This window comes from Psychrobacter sp. T6-1, from assembly GCF_052258445.1.
In genome coordinates, this window is the sequence record NZ_JBQQFC010000004.1 from 22,518 (window position 1) to 39,817 (window position 17,300).

Here is a 17,300-nt window from a genome sequence, read left to right on the forward strand (position 1 = left end):
GCTATGTTTTCAACTGAGCTTGGCAAAGTTTTTGTGCGTAGTGCGACTTATGAGCGCCAGTTTTTGTTTAAAAATCCTTGGGATCTAGCCATGGTGCTGTGGATACCACTGGCGACTATCTTGTTGGTGTGGTGGATATTTTCGCAGACGCAGATCACTAACTTGCCTATTGGCGTTATGGACGAAGATCGCGGGCCTGTTGCCAATACAGTAGTGCGTTATTTAGACGCCAGCCCTAGTTTGAGGGTCAAACAGCTTTATCATACACAAGCTGATGCCAAGGCGGCTATTTTGCAACGTGATATTTATGCCTTGGTTATTATCCCCGAGAACTTCTCAAACCGTATTAACTCAAGCCAGCCTGCCCCTATTATTCTGCAAGTCAATGCACAATACGGCACACATTCAGGCATCATCCAGACCAGTGTGCAGGGCGTTGTTGGCACACTATCAGCAGGCGTTGAGATACAGCGCCTCATCAAGCAAGGCATGTCGCCCACTCAAGCGGCTATCGCCTACTCGCCCATATCCATTCAGCGCACCAGCTTGTTTAATGCAGTTAATAACTATCAGCAGTTTTTGGGCTCAACGGTGATACCGGCGCTACTACATATTTTGGCGATGGTCATTGGCGCGACGACTATTGGTCGTGAACTACGGGATAGAACGCTTGGACAATGGTATCGCTATATTCATACTGGTACTTCTGACTTGAGGCGTTTAACTGATAGCGAGCAGCGCTTGGCGAGCAAAGAGGTTATACATAGTGAGTCAGTAGCCTTTGACCATATGACTAAAAAAGCAAGCTTGTCAGTACTTTTATTTGGATTACTGGGTAAGTATTTTTGGCCAGTACTGGCTTATAGTTTATGGGCTGCGTTAACGCTATGGCTGGCAACACCGCAAGATAACATTGCTCTTGATGCTATGCTGACTACCTATGCCGCCTTTAGTCTGCTGATGATATTGTCTTTTTGGCTAGGAGCCATCTTTACTCTAGGGTCGTTCTCTTTGCGCATGGGACTGTCCTCTACCGGCTTTATCTCCGTGCCTTCTTATGCTTTTGCTGGGGTCACTTATCCCTATATTGCTATTAGTGATAACGCTAAATATTGGGCCGACGCGCTACCCTTAACCCACTATCTTAAGCTCCATATCGCTCAATTACAGATGGCAGCCCCTGTCGCTATCTCCTTGCCTATCGTATACGGTTTGCTATTGGCAAGCTGTCTGACAATGCTGCTGAGCACCTTACTCACCAAACGCGCGTTGGCTCATCCTGAGCGCTGGGGAGCACGCTAATGTCTACGTCCTCAACGCCTAATCCTATCAGTTCTGATAAGCCATCGACTCATCAAAGCTTGGCACCCAAAACTTTTTGGGACAGCTATTTGCAAACGATAAAGGATGTGTTCACAGATAAAGGCGTGCTGCTCATGCTGATTATCGCCCCTATCATTTACGGCTTCTTTTATCCCTGGCCATACTCCACTGAAGTGGTCAACAATGTCCCCGTAGGCATCGTCGATTATGACAATAGCACTCTATCGCGCACGATTGCGCGTTACGCTAGCGCCAGTCCGCAACTTGAAACTCGGTCGTTCGCTACTGAGCAAGACGCCAAAGCTGCCATATGGTTGGATGACATCGCAGGCTTTATGATTATCCCAAGCGGGCTTGAGCAGCAAGTACTCTCAGGAAAAGCGGCGAGTGTCAGCGTATTGGGTAATGGCGGCTATTTCTTATTAAACAAAAACGTACAGATGGGGTTTTTGCAGGCAGTCAGTACGGTGTCGGCAGGCATTGAGGTCAAAAAAAACGTCGCTCAAGGGGCTTATGCGTCTACTGCTGCCCAAAACACGCAGGCCGTGCCGCTACAGATCGTCCCTTTATATAATCAAACCGAAGGCTATGGCGCTTATGTCGTACCTGCGGTATCTATTATTATTTTGCAGCAGACCTTACTGATTGCTGTCGCCATGCTCATCGGAACTTGGTATGAGCAGCGCAGGCACGCCACCTCTATTCGCGGTTGGCTTGGGCGTATCGCAGCCTTTGCTACGCTAAGCTTCGTTGTGGGCTGTTTTTATTATGGCTGGACGTTTGAGCTTAATAATTATCCGCGTGGACAAAACATGCTTGGTAGCTTGTTGTTCTTGACGCTGTTCTGCCCGACGGTGGCGACCCTCGGCTGCGTGTTTGGACTTTGGCTGCGTCAGCGCGAGCGAAGCATGCAAATTCTTATTTTCAGCTCGCTACCGCTGTTTTTTGTCAGTGGTTATCCTTGGCCTGCCAGTCAATTGCCTGAGGTGCTACAAGTGCTGCGCTGGCTGGTACCGACGACGCCTGCGATTAACACCTCAGTACAGCTTAATCAGATGGGCGCAAGCTTCTCTCAAGTCGCTACAGGCTTTTATGCGCTGGCGGGTTTGTGGCTATTGTACTTTGTCCTATTGCTGCTTTTGCGTAAGCGTACCGAACCTAAAGTATCCTAACCCTACTTTAAAAAAAAACGCCTACCGTTAAGTAGACGTTTTTTAATATTAAATCTAAGTTACTTTTCAATTCACAGGATAATTAAAATACCCGATTGAGACCATTTAGCGCCGCTACTCGGTACGCCTCTGCCATCGTTGGGTAGTTAAAGGTGGTATTGACAAAATATTCAAGCGTTGCGTTACATTTCATCACCGCCTGTCCGATATGAATAATCTCTGAGGCATGGTTACCGTAGCAATGAATACCTAGTATCTCTAGCGTCTCACGATGAAAGAGTATTTTGAGTACGCCAGTACGCTCACCGATGATTTGTGCGCGCGCTAGATGCTTAAAGAACGCCTGCCCGACCTCATAAGGAACCTTTTCGTCCGTGAGCTCCTGCTCTGTCTTGCCGATACTTGAGATCTCAGGAATGGTATAGATACCCGTTGGCACGCTAGAGACCGGTTCTGCGTCGCTATCCCCTGTCATAAATGCCGCCGCGCAGCGCCCCTGATCATAAGCGGCAGAGGCAAGAGAGGGCCAACCGATGACGTCACCTGCCGCGTAAATGTTCTCAACCTCAGTACGGTATGTATCATCGACTTTGAGCTGACCACGGCTATTGGCCTCTAAACCAATTGCTGCTAAATTTAGCCCTTCTGTGTTTCCTGAGCGTCCATTTGACCACAAAATAGCGTCGGATTTGATTTTCTTACCACTCTTTAGATACAAGACCACATGATCATCATGTGTCTCAAGATGATCAATTTCCTCATTATTACGGATAAGCACACCAAATTGTCTAAAGTCATGCGCTAGAGCGTCGCTGATCTCACTATCTAAGTAGCTGAGCAGTTTGCCCTGATTATTGATCAGATCAACTTTATAACCAAGACCGGTAAAGATAGAAGCGTACTCACAGCCAATCACGCCAGCACCATAGATAATGATCTTTCTGACAACATAATCCATCTGAAGAATTTTGTCAGAATCAAAAACTCGCGGATGATCAAAGTCTAAGATATCAGGACGATAAGGACGGCTACCCACGGTAATAATGGCTTTGTTGAAGGTGACGGTTTCAAAGATGTTTTCATCCGTTTCAACGCGCAAGGTATTGGCATCGACGAAGCTTGCCCAACCTTGAATCACATCGATTCTATTGCGCTCATAAAAGCGCGTATGGGTACTAACCTGACTGCGTATGACCTTGCGTGCGTTCGCCAGTACTTTGTTAAGTGGGACTTGCTGATACTCAAGCGCCTTGGTAAACATAGGATCACGGCGAAAATTAATGAGGTTAAATACCGATTGGCGAAGGGCTTTACTTGGAATAGTGCCGACGTGCGTTGAGTTGCCACCAACCTGATCACGTGGATCGATGACGGCGACTTTTTTGCCAGACTTAGTCAGCTTCATAGCAGCCGCTTCACCAGCGGGACCGGCTCCTAGGATGACAGCATCGTACTCAAAATCATGCTTATCGCCTTTGATACGCTGTGAGTCTTTGGTAAAGCCTGATTTGATATCGATACGCTTATCATCGAGCGGGTTAACCAAATCGGGGTGATGCATAACATCATCAGTGACTTGCTCGTGCGTTTGTTCAATTTTTTCCTGTTTGCTCTGATCGTGTGTCTGCTCTGGCAGCGCAACTTTGCCGCCCTCTTTATTTGAGACCTCAGTCTGCGTATCTTCACCAACGTTATTGGTCTCATCATGATTGATGTCTTTTTGATCTGTCGTCTCGTTCTTATTTTTACTTCCCATTGGACCCTCTTTATTTACGATAGCCATGCTATCTATTTAATTGAGTTTTATTATGACGCTATTAAAATCTAAACACTTAAAACTTAAACACTTAAAACTTAAGTATCTAAAACTTAAGTATCAAACACGCCCTAACCAATACGGCGTTTAAGACCCGTCATTTGCAATATACGCGTGGCGATCTCTTCAACAGACATCTCTGAAACATCAAGATTGGGTATACCTTGTGAGGTATAAATACCTTGTATGGCGCGCTGTTCTTGTTGCACCTGCTGATAGCTAGAATAGCGGCTGCCTGCTCGGCGCTCTTGGCGTATCTTTACCAAACGATCGGTGTCAATCATCAGACCAAACAGCTTGTCTTTGTGCTCACGTAGTGATTTGGGCAGTTGATTATCGTACAAGTCATCTTCGGTTAGTGGATAGTTGGCGGCGCGAATACCAAATTGTAGCGCTAAGTATAAAGAGGTTGGCGTTTTGCCTGAGCGTGAGACACCAATTAAGATGATATCTGCCATACTATAATGACGAGTACGCGCGCCATCATCATTATCCAGAGCAAAATGCACCGCATCGATGCGCTCTTTATAAGTTTCAGAGTCTACATTATCATGAGCATGGCCTGAGTGCGCGTCTGGCTCAACCCCTATTTCCTCTGCAATGCGCCCAATCAAACCCTCATACATATCCAAGTTGCAGCTATGCGCAGAATTGATTTTTTCTCTAATCTGGTCGCTCACAATCGTATCAAAAACAAAAGGCAGTAAACCATCACGCTGATAAGCCAAATTAATCTGCTCAACCGCGCTCTCAGCACGCTCTAGGCTATCGACATAAGGCAATACTTTGGTCTCAAAAGGTACTGAGGCGAACTGACTCAAAATAGAGCGACCCAAAGTCTCAGCAGTGATAGCAGTACCGTCTGATATAAAAAACGCCGTTCTTATCGTTTGTGAGTTGTCTAAGCTGAGCGCATGATGATTTTGAATAGTAGGCATGTCTGGTTCGGATGGATGGCTTGAATACATAGCTAAGTACCTCAATTGATTGTAGTCATTATACCTATATATAAGTCAGTAATCCCAACCAATGTTACCATAACTGCCCCAGATTTGAGCCAAGCGCCATACTATTGTCTTATACATCAATATAGTCTGTTTATGGTATTGATAGACTTAATTTGGTAAAAACTACTTTTTTGACGCTATAGTTTGTAAATTTTCAAAAAATTTTGATTGCACCTCTCGAAATCTGCTAAATATAGCGTTATAATCCACCATTATAATCCTTACTAAATAACCTTATTTTTTGGAGTTATCATGGCAGCGCACTCTTCAGCACTTGTAATCAATCTAGATCAGCTAGGAAAAAACGACATTGATACGGTTGGCGGCAAGAATGCGTCACTCGGTGAGATGATCAGTCACCTATCTGATTTGGGCGTTAGTGTTCCTGGCGGCTTTGCGACTACGGCAGATGCTTTTAACCGTTTTTTAACAGAAACGGGTTTGCTTGATAAGATTAACAATGAGCTTAAAGTCTTAGATGTTAATGACGTTAATAAGCTTGCTGCTACGGGTAAAAAAATCCGTAATTGGATCATAGAGCAAGAGCTGCCAGAAGATCTTGAAAAAGAGGTACGTCAAGCGTTTGAAGAGATGAGTGGCGGCGAAGACGTCGCGGTTGCCGTCCGTTCGTCAGCGACAGCAGAGGATCTACCTGATGCCTCATTTGCTGGTCAACAAGAGACTTATCTGAACATTCGCGGCATCGATAACGTGCTTGTCGCTATTAAAGAAGTCTTTTCTTCCTTGTACAATGACCGTGCTATCTCTTATCGCGTACATAAAGGCTTTGAGCACGAAGGCGTGGCGCTATCTGCTGGTATTCAGCGTATGGTACGCTCAGAGACGGGCGCTGCGGGCGTCATGTTCACGCTAGATACCGAAAGTGGTTTTGATGAAGTGGTCTTTATCACTTCAAGCTATGGCTTGGGCGAGATGGTCGTGCAAGGCGCGGTCAACCCTGATGAGTTTTATGTCTCTAAGCGCCTGCTTGCTAATGATAAGCCTTCTGTGGTTCGCCGCAACTTGGGCAGCAAACACAAGAAAATGGTCTACGGCGATGAAGGCAGCACGGCTAAATCTGTTAAAGTCATTGATGTCGAAAAACAAGAGCGCATGCAGTTCTCATTATCGACCAATGAGCTGACCGAACTTGCTAAGCAAGCGGTGGTCATCGAAAAGCACTATGGTCAGTCAATGGATATCGAATGGGCCAAAGACGGTGATAGCGGCGAGATCTTCATCGTCCAAGCGCGTCCTGAGACCGTCAAGAGCCGTCAAGACAGCAACGTTATGGAACGCTACGTTATCAACACAGGCGACGCCAAAGTCCTTTGTGAGGGTCGCTCAATCGGTCAGCGTATCGGTTCAGGTAAAGTGCGCGTTGTCAGTAATTTGAACGAGATGGACAAGGTTGAGGACGGTGATGTCTTAGTCTCTGATATGACCGATCCTGATTGGGAACCGGTCATGAAGCGTGCCTCTGCTATTATCACCAATCGAGGTGGGCGTACTTGTCACGCGGCTATTATCGCGCGCGAGCTTGGCGTTCCTGCTATCGTCGGTTGTGGTAATGCCACTGAAATTTTGGTCGATGGTCAAGACGTGACTGCTTCTTGTGCTGAAGGCGATACAGGCTTCATCTACGAAGGTCAGATCGACTTTGACGTGCAGACCAACTCTATTGAGTCTATGCCAGAGCTTGCCTTTAAGATTATGATGAACGTCGGTAATCCAGACCGCGCCTTCTCATTTGCACAGATGCCAAACGAAGGCATTGGTCTTGCCCGCCTTGAATTTATTATCAACCGTATGATTGGCGTGCATCCAAAAGCATTGCTGAACATGAATAGTCTGCCGCGTGAGATATCACAAGCCATCACTGAGCGTATTGCAGGCTATGCGTCACCTGTTGATTTTTATGTTGATAAATTGGTTGAAGGTATCTCAACGCTCGCTGTTGCCTTTATGGATCAGCCGGTTATCGTACGTATGTCAGATTTCAAATCAAACGAATATGCCAATCTTTTGGGCGGTAAGTTATACGAGCCATCAGAAGAAAACCCAATGCTCGGTTTCCGCGGCGCCAGTCGTTATGTCTCTGACAACTTCCGTGACTGCTTTGAGCTTGAGTGTAAAGCGCTCAAACGCGTACGTGACGAGATGGGTTTGACCAACGTCGAGATTATGATTCCATTTGTGCGTACCGTTGATGAAGCGGCGCAAGTCATTGAATTACTAGAAAATAATGGTCTTAAACGCGGCGAGAACGGTCTACGCATTATCATGATGTGTGAGCTGCCAACCAACGCTCTGCTCGCTGATGAGTTCTTAGAGCATTTTGATGGCTTCTCGATTGGTTCAAACGATTTAACCCAGCTCACCCTAGGTCTTGATCGTGATTCAGGTATCGTCTCACACTTATTTGATGAGCGTGATCCAGCTGTCAAAAAGCTGCTGTCTATGGCTATTGAAGCTTGTAACAAGGCGGGTAAATACATCGGTATCTGTGGTCAGGGGCCATCGGATCATCCCGATCTAGCGTTTTGGCTTATGGAGCAAGGGATTACCTCGGTGTCACTAAATCCAGACTCAGTCCTAGATACTTGGTTCTTCTTAGCAGGTGAAGAAGCTAAATAGCGTTTTGTAGCGACTCATAATTATTTATAAGTTGCGTAACGTCAGCATAAAGAGTCATTAGCACTACCTTTTAGGGTTTGTTTGCTCATTTTCATTGTTTTTAATGAGATGGCAGGCAGGCCCTAAGTTGTATTTACTCTTTAACTATTTTTAACTGGCAAAGTTTGGCTGACAAAAGCTATTGCAAACGTTTACAATAAGGTACTTAGAGTTAGTGCTGGCTTTATGACAGTGCTCTTGTTATAAGCAACTTTGACCCAATACCATAATTCATAAATAGCGAATTAAGAAATAACCTACTATGCAAATTTTTCTCGCTCGAAATAACGTACAAGCAGGTCCTTATGATTTAAACCAGCTCAACATCATGCTGGCCTCTGGTGAAGTGACGCTGGACGATCTGATATGGCATGAAGGTTTAGATCAGTGGCAACGAATCGGTAATCTGACGGGCAATCAGCCTGTGTACAGACCCAGCACAGTTGTGACTAATGATACCAGTCATGACGATTCAATTATTAATAATGTGACCGTGTTTCCAGAGGATACGCCCAACAGCGCTCAAGGTGGCAACAACGTCTCTCTTGATAGATTGTACGGCAAACCTGAGCGCCCAAAAGCGGACGTCAAAGGTGGCATGACGAGTAATCCTCTGCATAAGCCAAATAATGTCTCACTCAATAAATCTAGCCCTAAGGCGCTAGCGACGGACAAGGTGCTCGGCGATGTGGTATTAGCGCCTATCATGTCTCGCATGCTAGCAACGGTTATTAATGCATTGTTATATGTACTTGCGATTTTGCCTTTGGTACTTGCGCTGACTAAGCTTGATATTGACTATAGCAAGTTTGAAAACATCCAAGATATGGACGCCGCTTATCAGTATTCTATGACCTTGATGGAGAGCTTGCCAAGCTCTACGTTGATGATGTCGCAAGTGATGGTGTTTGGTCTATTTGCTTTGCAGCTGGTGTTCATCACTATGCGCGGACAGTCATTAGGTAAGCTACTCACAGGTATTCGCGTTGTTGATCAAACGACTCATCGCCTGCCGTCATTTATCAAACTGATCGGTATGCGTACCTTGTTGCTATTTATTATTTATAACTTGTTGTTTTCTTTTACTAGCTTTTTAGGTTTTGTCGTCATTGCCGTACATTATTATATGGCGTCTAAAAGTGCTGAGAACATTGGTTGGCATGATAAACTAGCTAAAACCTTAGTGGTAAAAGCGGATAGTAGCCAGTTGGTCAAACAGCCAAAAATAAAGTAGGTGCAAATCAGTACAGAATGAGCAGCGCTTGGTCGCTGCTTTTTTGTGAGTGCTCGCTTTCGAAAGTATTGTTTTCGAAGATATGATATTAGACTTTGTATTAACCTTTGAGTGCTGCTATAATACGGCGCTTTATATCCTAAGCTTCTCGTCCCTACTTTATAAAATCTAATGCTTATAAAAGCTGACACTACATTTTATAAAATTTAAGACTAAGTTTACCTTATAAATCTCCTTGCTACCTGCATAGGGCCGGTAGCTACTAATCCGTAAGGAGTCCAAATGCGACATTACGAACTGGTGTTACTTGTACACCCAGACCAAAGCGACCAGGTGGTCGGCATGGTTGAGCGCTACATCAAGTTAGTTCAAGACAATGGCGGCGCAATCCACCGCCTAGAAGATTGGGGCCGCCGTCAACTGGCTTATCCAATCAACAAGATTCACAAAGCTCATTACGTTTTATTTAACGTTGAAACTGACGGTGAGACTTTAGCTGAGCTTGAAGAGCTGTTCCGTTATAACGACGCCATCATCCGTAGCTTAGTCATGCGCCGTGATGAAGCGGTCACTGAAGAGTCGCAGTTAGCTAAAAATGCCGATGAAAAACGTGCACGCAAAGCTACTACTCCACGTCGTTCAGACGACAATGATAACGACAACAGTGAAGACTAATTAAAGGAGAATACTTATGGCACGTTTCTATCGCCGTCGCAAATTCTGCCGTTTCACTGCTGAGGGCATCACTCACATCGATTATAAAGATGTTGAATTGCTAAAACAGTACATCAGTGACAATGGCAAAATCGTACCGAGCCGTATTACCGGTACGTCTACAAAGTATCAGCGTCAGCTTGCCACTGCTATTAAGCAAGCTCGCTATTTGTCGCTATTACCGTACACTGATAATCATCAGGGTTAACTGTTAACTAGGAGTGACTCATGCAAATTATTTTGTTACAGCGTATCGTCAACCTGGGTAAACTCGGTGAAACTGTCGATGTAAAACCAGGTTACGGACGTAACTTTCTTATCCCTCATGGCAAGGCTCTACCTGCTACTAAAGCGAATATCGAAAAGTTCGAAGCGCGCCGCGCTGAACTTGAAGCTGAAGAAGCTAAAGAAGTCGCTACTGCTCAAGAACGTGCTGATGCGCTAACTGACGTTAATGTCATTATGCGTGCAAAATCAGGCGACGAAGGCAAGCTATTTGGTTCTATTGGTACGCGCGATATCGCTGAAGCTTTGACTAACTCAGGTCTAGAAGTAGACCGCGCTGAGATTAAGCTGCCTGAAGGCACGCTACGTCAAATCGGCGAGTACAGTGTTGATATTCAGCTGCATCATGACGTTACGGCAACTATCTTGGTCACCATTCTTTCTGAAGATGGCGATGACGAAGATGCTGACGTAGAAGAAGACAATGCTGAGAGCGAAGAGACTTCTGAAGAGTAATTTTTAGAACATCTCGTTTAAGTCTAAAGAAAGCCAGTGACTCTATGTTGCTGGCTTTTTTGTATTTATAGATTTGATGATGAATCATATTAAAGGCTAAAAATGTGCCATTAATTTGAAATTAACACTTCGTCATAAACGGGCGCGATGACTTTTGAGCCGTAGAGGCTTAAGTGATCATCATCTAAATAAAGAGGTACCTTATCTATATCGCCGTAACACCATTGTTTGTCACACAAGTAAGGAAGAGGATCTAGTATTTTTGCACCGCATTGCTCTGCTGCTTCGTTTTGCATTCTAAAAGCATCTTGATGACGCTGGTCATATTCATCAACTGGCATCTTAATATTGCTATTAGCGCCTTTCAATAGTATTGATCTAAACATAGTGATAGGCACATCTTTCTTCATTTCAGGCGTAGGTTTGAGTAAATAAACAGGATGGTTTTTAGCGAATTCACATATCGTATCAACCATATGACCCGTTATGTTTTCTTTGTAGTCATCTGTTATGTCCATAAAAATCTTATCGACAAATTTATTGGGTGATAAGGAGAAAGTAGTGGTTTCTTCGTTGGGACCATTCAGGTATTCAGACACGCGGTTTATGATAATAACAGGTATATCTGGATACTGTGTCGCCACGGTAGTAATAACGTTAGCTACCAGCTGTCCGCAATTATAATCTGGGTTTTTGCCATTATCGTCAACTTTGAATACCCCTTTTATCGTAGGACAAGCTGCCATACCAAAGCTTACAATACTGCCTCCGTGAAGCGCCGCTCTGTCACCAATAGCAACATTTTGAGCTTGAGCGTGGCTGTCGCCTATAACAATAGCTTTGATTTCACCCTCGCCATAAATACAAGCAGGAGAGTGACCATTTTCAACTTTACCGCAAACGGCTTCTCTAGGATCCTCTTGTTGCTGATTAATGATGGATATCTGATCTGTTGTCAACCTATGGGGCGTGATCTCATCAGATTTAGCGTACAAGGTACCACCTATGACTATGATAACTACTGCCATCAAAAGCGGTTTATTATAAAAATAACTAGAACGGTTCGTAAGTGCTTTTTTAAACCGAATATTTTCTACGTATTTATAACTCAAAAACCCCAGCACAATTGAGAGTGCCATGCCCAGATAAATATAAGCCTCACTCAATGAAAAATAGTATATAGCGACGACCAAAGGCCAATGCCATAGATAAATCGAATAAGACCAAGCCCCTAATTTTTGAAAGATAATATTGCTAGTGAATACACTAGTATCACGCTGCGCTTGAATAACTAAAAAAGCACCGACTACAGGAAAAGCAGCCAAATAACCTGGCCAAGGATTAGCAGCTGATATTAAAAAGTAAGAGCCAATTATTAGGAATAGCCCTATCCATTCAAGCGCTCTTTTTTGTTGCGGTTTTAGAGTAAAAGGATAAAGATAAGCGACCCCGCCAAGCATCATCTCCCAAGCTCTAGTAGGCAGATAATAGTAAGACAAAACAGGCCATTGATAAGTTGCTATGGCACTAAATAAGAAACCAAACACTGTCGATAGCAGCACTATAATGCGCATAGCTTTTAAAGACACAAGCTTATTTAGGGCAACCAATATCAGCGGATAAACAATATAAAACTGCCACTCCACTGACAACGACCAGCTGTGCAATAACCACTTCTCATGAGATGCCACATCGAAATAGCCTGTTTCTGTGCCGTAAATAAAGTTGGAGACAAAACCTATGCTCGTAGCCGCATGCTTCGCTAAACGTCGATACTCAGGCGGCGTTAGAAAAAACCAACCAAAGATAAGCAGCACCGTACAAAGCAGTGCAAGGGCTGGAATAATTCTATTCGCACGAGCCACATAAAATCTCGAAAGCGAAAATCTTTTTTGATCAATATCTCGAAATATTATCCCTGTCATCAAAAAACCTGAAATGACGAAGAAGACATCAACGCCTGCAAAACCGCCTGGCATCCAAGAAGCGTTGAAATGGAACAGTACTACAGCGATGACTGCAATAGCTCTAAGACCGTTGATATCTTGTCTAAACTTCATAGCTTTAATGATTAGGTACCTGTTTAAAAATAGCAATATATAGTTTACGTTCATTTCTGAACATAAAGGGTGTCTGACTACTCACTTCTCAATGTCTTCAAAGAGCATCAAATCATAAAGACAATGCTATATCAATGCGCTCTAGATAATCCACTGAACGTGGCCAGTCGGCAGCGACTTGTGGTATATCTTGTCCACTGGTAATCATCTTGGCAGCATTAATCCAGCCCGCATGACCTATTGCTAGTATTGGGGTGTTGCCTTGTTCAACGAGCCTTTTCGCCAACCAGCCTTCAACACGGTCAAATAGCTGCTGCAGACTTTCCCCATTATCTGGCGTAAAGTGCGCAAAGTTATCGCACCAGTCGTCAATCTCTTGCTTAGCGATTTGCTCCCAAGGGCGACCATCCCATTCGCCAAAATTAATCTCAGCAAGCTCAGGCGCGACTCGATACTGAAAACCACGTTGCGCCAGTATCTGTCCGACTTTTAGGGAGCGTTGTAATGGGCTTACCCAAATGACTTTAGGTAATTGATGCAAACGGGTAAATCGCTCGATTTGATTGGCAAGACGCTTTAATTTACGCCTATCTACCCCTATGTCCGTTTGCCCAATACAAATACCCTCAGCAGCAATAGGTTTAGGATGACGCCAAATGTAAAGAGTCATTAATTGATTAGCCTTTTCTAAAGATTTCTTTTGAATTATAAAAAAGGTATAGAGGCAGCGAGCCCAGCATAAATAGCGACTTCACTCAGCTGTTGTGTCGCCCCTAAACCATCGCCAGTATAGCCATCCAGACGCCTACGTAATAAGCGCCGCATATATTCAGTGGCAACTAGCGCCAACACTAAGGCTAATAACCACTGACCGATGCTAATCTGCTGTATGGCATTAGGAGATATAACCATTACTAAAACTCCTGCCACGAGCAACCAACCACTACTGAACAATCCTTGTAACGCTGTCAACTGCTGCGCCATAGGCTTGGCTTTGGCATGTTCTATCTCACCGCCATACGGCAGCAGCACAAGCAGGCTAATACATAGCAAACGCGACGCAGTATGGCCAATAATCAGCGCGACAATAGCTACCAATAACGGCATGGTGGCTAATAAAGAAATCTTTAGTAATAGCGCAGAGATTAACCCTAACACGCCATATGTCCCCAAGCGCGAGTCTTTCATGATAGTCAGCGTGCGCTCGCGAGTCAGACCGCCCCCCAAACCATCGCAACTATCCGCAAGACCGTCTTCGTGAAAAGCACCCGTGAGCTTAATCCCGAATACCGTACTTAGCACCGCAGCAACGAGGGGCGTGAATAAAACACTAGCAAGCCAAAACACGCCAGCGCAAAGTAGTCCAACCAGCAAACCGACTGCGGGAAAATGACGGCTGCTCTGGTGTAGCCATTGGGGATTATAATTTTTGAATGGCGGAACTGGCAATCGGGTCAAAAACTGAATGGCGACCAGTAACAATATCCATTCGTGCTTTATAAACTGCCCAACACTTACTTTAGACGATGACTGCTGTGACGGCTCTGGCTGATTTAATGACTGTTTTGATTCCTGCTTTAATGGCTGTGACATTAGTTGTTTTGCTCACTAATACCCGCATCACTAAAGCTTGCCATCTCATTGATAATGGCACAAGCGGACTGCAATAATGGATAAGCAAGCGCCGCGCCGCTACCTTCGCCCAAGCGCATACCCATATTAAGTAACGGCTCAGCGTTTAGTAATTTTAATAAATGCGCATGTCCTGGCTCGACTGAATGATGGGCAAAAATAGCATATTGGGCGACACCAGGCGCTAGGCGCTCCGCAACCAGTAAAGCACTGCTGGCAATAAAGCCATCGATTAATAAAATATGTCGTTCACTGGCGGTCTGAATCAGCGCACCTGCCATCATGGCTATCTCAAGCCCGCCTAATGCAGCAAGCGCGTCCAATGGAGACTGTGCCTCGCTATGACGTACCAATACTTGCGTTAAAATATCCGTCTTATGCTGTAGACCTGTATCATCGAGACCGGTACCACGACCAATACAATCAGCAATCGGTACATCACCTAATCGTGCCAGTAAAAGACTCGCCGCTGATGTGTTGCCAATGCCCATCTCACCGACGATCAACAGATTACCTGCTAAATCTTCGGCCACTTTCATGCCATTATTTAGCGCAGCTAAGCACTCCGCTTCGGTCATGGCGGGCTCTGTTAGCGCGTCTCGGCTACCATGTCGTACTTTGTAGTCAAGCAATTGTGGATGGTCTTTAAAAGGAGAATTGGCAAAGTCTGCATCCACCCCAGCGTCGACTACCTTTAGCTCGATATTGTGCTGACGTGCCAAGACATTGATAGCAGCACCACCTTGCAAGAAATTATATACCATTTGCGCAGTGACGGCACTTGGATAGGCTGAGGTTCCATGCTTAGTTAAACCATGATCAGCAACAAATACTCGAATCTGTGGCTGTTCAATATGCGGTGTGAGCGTCCCTTGAATCATGCCCAATTGCAGTGCCAATGCCTCTAAGCGACCCAGTGCGCCAAGTGGTTTGGTCTTTAGGTCTATAATCTGTTGTAGCTGCTGACGTAGGTTATTATTTTCTGTATTGGCAATGGTTGGCGCGGTAAAAGTGGTCAAGGCTATCATCCTAAAGGTTATAAATGGAACAGGGCACTATGGTAGCAGATTATCCCATTTATAATGATATGATTAGACTAGTTGCACGAGCCAAACTTGCATAATTCCAAGAGCACTTCATGAAAATTTTAATCGCCCCTGACTCGTTTAAAGAAAGCCTAGAAGCAATCGAGGTGTGCCGCGCTATCCAATCTGGATTTAATCAGGTTTTTCCTGATGCCGACTATAGTTTATTACCCATGGCAGATGGCGGTGAAGGCACCTCTGCGATGTTGTCCTACGCGCTTGGTGGACGCTGGAAAAACGTAGATGTGAATGATCCATTAATGCGACCGATTACTGCCAAGTATCTGCTATTAGAAAATAAGACTGCCGTGATTGAAATCGCGCAAGCCTGCGGTCTGCACTTATTAACGAACGAAGAAAGAAATCCACTCATTGCCAGTAGCTACGGTGTTGGCGAACTTATCGCTGATGCTTTGAGCGAAGGCGTCAAACGCATCATTATCGGTCTGGGCGGCAGTGCCACCAATGATGCTGGTCTTGGTATGCTCATGGCCTTAGGAATGAGTTTCTATGACCATGATGGCAAGCCTTTGGCGCAAGGCGGTAACGAACTGGCCAACTTAAAGCAGATAGACGGCTCAACCCTTCATCCAAAGCTGCGAGATACGGTCTTTGAAGCCGCTTGCGATGTGACCAATCCGTTATGCGGCGAATCTGGCGCGAGCGCTATCTTTGGCCCGCAAAAAGGAGCTAACCCACAGCAAGTTAAACTACTGGACAAAGCATTAAATAACTTTGCAATGGTATCTGGACAGCATGGCTATCAGGACTGTCAAAATATATCAGGCGCAGGGGCAGCAGGCGGTCTTGGCTTTGCCTTAACGACATTTTGCGAAGCTAATCTTAAATCAGGCTTTGATACCGTGGCTGAGGCCGTTAGTCTAGAAGAGCATATTGCTAGCGCTGATTTGGTGATTACTGGTGAAGGCAAGCTTGATGCGCAGACTTTAATGGGTAAAGTCGCTGGCGGTATTAGCATGATGGCAAAAGCAAATGATAAGCCTATAATCGCTATTTGCGGTAGCGTTGACGGCTTAAATCCTACTCAGACTACTGGGTTTGACGTCGTCATGCCGAGTATTCAAAAGCTGGACACCCTTGATAAGGTACTAAACAACGCTTATGAAAATATTGAGACTACCGCGGTCAATATTGCCGCTGCCATGAAGCTAGGGCAAGTTATGAAATAGAAATAGCCCGCAAGTTCATTCATTGACTAACATCAAATCTAAATATCGCTATTCTTTATAATTTTACAACCACTTTTTTACCTCGTTAATGACAGTGTGCATTCTATTAGATAGGGCTTGCTGTCGCCGCACGGCAAGATATAACGTTTCACTCACTGGTATTGGCAAACGATGACTGCTAATAAGCTCAGGGTTTGCGTACGCTGCAACCGCGTGTGCTGGTAATACGGTAAAGCCAAGCCCCCTACTAACAGGCTCCAAAATCAAGCCAATTTGATTAGAAAACCCTTTTTTCTTAAAGTCATTAATATGCTGGAACTCGCTATAATTGGCGCTCAGTAGCATACTGGCATGATGAGCACCGTCAGGATGATCGATAAACCCAAGCTCAATGAGCGCCTCCCAACTTGGTTCATTAGTAGTCGCAGGCGTCACCAGTATCAGCGCTTCTTGAGCTATTGACTGGCAACTTATTCCCTCATCATCTGAGATATCCGTCATAAATCCAATATCAATGTCGTGATTCGCAAGCGCTCGCTCTATATCGCTATTTGGTGCAAAGCGATAGTCAATCACCAACTGTGGATACTGTTGTTGTAAGCTCAAAAGCTGCGGATACAACTTTAAGCCTACGCTGCCAGGAGACATCA

General features: G+C 44.9%; 15 protein-coding genes. 8 read left to right on the top strand and 7 right to left on the bottom strand.

Annotation, left to right across the window (positions count from 1 at the left end; translation table 11 throughout):
- Positions 1-3: 3 nt before the first annotated feature.
- On the top strand, positions 4-1,302 hold the full coding sequence (locus tag ACTXGO_RS00705; RefSeq protein ID WP_443541805.1) for an ABC transporter permease: 1,299 nt from the start codon (positions 4-6) through the stop codon (positions 1,300-1,302).
- Positions 1,302-2,495 carry an ABC transporter permease gene (locus tag ACTXGO_RS00710; protein ID WP_443541806.1) on the top strand — a complete coding sequence of 398 codons (1,194 nt, stop codon included), beginning with the start codon at positions 1,302-1,304 and terminating at the stop codon, positions 2,493-2,495. The genes ACTXGO_RS00705 and ACTXGO_RS00710 overlap by 1 nt, the downstream gene beginning before the upstream one ends.
- An 82-nt stretch (positions 2,496-2,577) precedes the next feature.
- On the opposite strand, the gene sthA is transcribed toward ACTXGO_RS00710, so the two are convergent.
- On the bottom strand, positions 2,578-4,056 hold the full coding sequence (sthA, locus tag ACTXGO_RS00715) for a Si-specific NAD(P)(+) transhydrogenase (protein WP_435951054.1): 1,479 nt from the start codon (positions 4,054-4,056) through the stop codon (positions 2,578-2,580).
- Positions 4,057-4,382: 326 nt separating this feature from the next.
- The gene (gene ppsR / locus ACTXGO_RS00720) at positions 4,383-5,249 is read right to left on the bottom strand and encodes a posphoenolpyruvate synthetase regulatory kinase/phosphorylase PpsR (RefSeq protein WP_317200403.1); all 867 of its coding nucleotides are present in this window, start codon (positions 5,247-5,249) and stop codon (positions 4,383-4,385) included.
- Between the two features lie 321 nt (positions 5,250-5,570).
- Between ppsR and ppsA the strand changes: the two genes are divergently transcribed.
- The 5 genes from ppsA (at position 5,571) to rplI (ending at position 10,683) form a co-directional block, all read left to right on the top strand.
- Positions 5,571-7,955, top strand: coding sequence for a phosphoenolpyruvate synthase (gene ppsA / locus ACTXGO_RS00725; protein WP_443573125.1), 2,385 nt, complete (start codon positions 5,571-5,573; stop codon positions 7,953-7,955).
- A gap of 301 nt (positions 7,956-8,256) precedes the next feature.
- Positions 8,257-9,228, top strand: coding sequence for an RDD family protein (locus ACTXGO_RS00730; RefSeq protein WP_443573126.1), 972 nt, complete (start codon positions 8,257-8,259; stop codon positions 9,226-9,228).
- A 282-nt stretch (positions 9,229-9,510) separates the two neighbouring features.
- On the top strand, positions 9,511-9,903 hold the full coding sequence (gene rpsF / locus ACTXGO_RS00735) for a 30S ribosomal protein S6 (RefSeq protein WP_435949150.1): 393 nt from the start codon (positions 9,511-9,513) through the stop codon (positions 9,901-9,903).
- Between the two features lie 16 nt (positions 9,904-9,919).
- Entirely contained in the window at positions 9,920-10,150 is a 231-nt protein-coding gene (gene rpsR, locus ACTXGO_RS00740) for a 30S ribosomal protein S18 (RefSeq protein ID WP_010198808.1), read from the top strand.
- A gap of 20 nt (positions 10,151-10,170) precedes the next feature.
- Positions 10,171-10,683 carry a 50S ribosomal protein L9 gene (rplI, locus tag ACTXGO_RS00745; protein WP_317200328.1) on the top strand — a complete coding sequence of 171 codons (513 nt, stop codon included), beginning with the start codon at positions 10,171-10,173 and terminating at the stop codon, positions 10,681-10,683.
- A 110-nt stretch (positions 10,684-10,793) separates the two neighbouring features.
- On the opposite strand, the gene ACTXGO_RS00750 is transcribed toward rplI, so the two are convergent.
- The 4 genes from ACTXGO_RS00750 to cobT all read right to left on the bottom strand — a co-directional run bounded on the left by ACTXGO_RS00750 (position 10,794) and on the right by cobT (position 15,394).
- The gene (locus ACTXGO_RS00750) at positions 10,794-12,743 is read right to left on the bottom strand and encodes an acyltransferase family protein (protein WP_435949153.1); all 1,950 of its coding nucleotides are present in this window, start codon (positions 12,741-12,743) and stop codon (positions 10,794-10,796) included.
- Positions 12,744-12,855: 112 nt separating this feature from the next.
- Complete coding sequence (locus ACTXGO_RS00755) at positions 12,856-13,413, bottom strand: histidine phosphatase family protein (protein WP_435949155.1); 558 nt, start codon at positions 13,411-13,413, stop codon at positions 12,856-12,858.
- 35 nt (positions 13,414-13,448) lie between these two features.
- Positions 13,449-14,336 carry an adenosylcobinamide-GDP ribazoletransferase gene (gene cobS / locus ACTXGO_RS00760; RefSeq protein ID WP_443573127.1) on the bottom strand — a complete coding sequence of 296 codons (888 nt, stop codon included), beginning with the start codon at positions 14,334-14,336 and terminating at the stop codon, positions 13,449-13,451.
- Positions 14,336-15,394: a nicotinate-nucleotide--dimethylbenzimidazole phosphoribosyltransferase gene (gene cobT / locus ACTXGO_RS00765; RefSeq protein ID WP_443573128.1), complete on the bottom strand. Its 1,059-nt coding sequence runs from the start codon at positions 15,392-15,394 to the stop codon at positions 14,336-14,338. The genes cobS and cobT overlap by 1 nt, the downstream gene beginning before the upstream one ends.
- A gap of 119 nt (positions 15,395-15,513) precedes the next feature.
- On the opposite strand from cobT, the gene ACTXGO_RS00770 reads away from it, so the two are divergent.
- Positions 15,514-16,650 carry a glycerate kinase gene (locus tag ACTXGO_RS00770; RefSeq protein WP_443573129.1) on the top strand — a complete coding sequence of 379 codons (1,137 nt, stop codon included), beginning with the start codon at positions 15,514-15,516 and terminating at the stop codon, positions 16,648-16,650.
- Between the two features lie 63 nt (positions 16,651-16,713).
- On the opposite strand, the gene ACTXGO_RS00775 is transcribed toward ACTXGO_RS00770, so the two are convergent.
- On the bottom strand, positions 16,714-17,300 hold a 587-nt coding region (locus tag ACTXGO_RS00775; RefSeq protein ID WP_443573130.1), incomplete at its 5' end, for a LysR family transcriptional regulator substrate-binding protein.

What these genes read in the sequence shown, in the direction of transcription:
- ACTXGO_RS00710 (WP_443541806.1), top strand. Translation starts at nt 1,302, where the DNA reads ATGTCTACGTCCTCAACGCCTAATCCTATCAGTTCTGATAAGCCATCG.
- rpsR (WP_010198808.1), top strand. Translation starts at nt 9,920, where the DNA reads ATGGCACGTTTCTATCGCCGTCGCAAATTCTGCCGTTTCACTGCTGAG.
- ppsR (WP_317200403.1), bottom strand. Translation starts at nt 5,249, where the DNA reads ATGCCTACTATTCAAAATCATCATGCGCTCAGCTTAGACAACTCACAA.
- sthA (WP_435951054.1), bottom strand. Translation starts at nt 4,056, where the DNA reads ATGCATCACCCCGATTTGGTTAACCCGCTCGATGATAAGCGTATCGAT.
- ACTXGO_RS00750 (WP_435949153.1), bottom strand. Translation starts at nt 12,743, where the DNA reads ATGAAGTTTAGACAAGATATCAACGGTCTTAGAGCTATTGCAGTCATC.
- ACTXGO_RS00755 (WP_435949155.1), bottom strand. Translation starts at nt 13,413, where the DNA reads ATGACTCTTTACATTTGGCGTCATCCTAAACCTATTGCTGCTGAGGGT.
- ACTXGO_RS00770 (WP_443573129.1), top strand. Translation starts at nt 15,514, where the DNA reads ATGAAAATTTTAATCGCCCCTGACTCGTTTAAAGAAAGCCTAGAAGCA.
- ppsA (WP_443573125.1), top strand. Translation starts at nt 5,571, where the DNA reads ATGGCAGCGCACTCTTCAGCACTTGTAATCAATCTAGATCAGCTAGGA.
- rpsF (WP_435949150.1), top strand. Translation starts at nt 9,511, where the DNA reads ATGCGACATTACGAACTGGTGTTACTTGTACACCCAGACCAAAGCGAC.
- ACTXGO_RS00705 (WP_443541805.1), top strand. Translation starts at nt 4, where the DNA reads ATGTTTTCAACTGAGCTTGGCAAAGTTTTTGTGCGTAGTGCGACTTAT.
- rplI (WP_317200328.1), top strand. Translation starts at nt 10,171, where the DNA reads ATGCAAATTATTTTGTTACAGCGTATCGTCAACCTGGGTAAACTCGGT.
- ACTXGO_RS00730 (WP_443573126.1), top strand. Translation starts at nt 8,257, where the DNA reads ATGCAAATTTTTCTCGCTCGAAATAACGTACAAGCAGGTCCTTATGAT.
- cobS (WP_443573127.1), bottom strand. Translation starts at nt 14,336, where the DNA reads ATGTCACAGCCATTAAAGCAGGAATCAAAACAGTCATTAAATCAGCCA.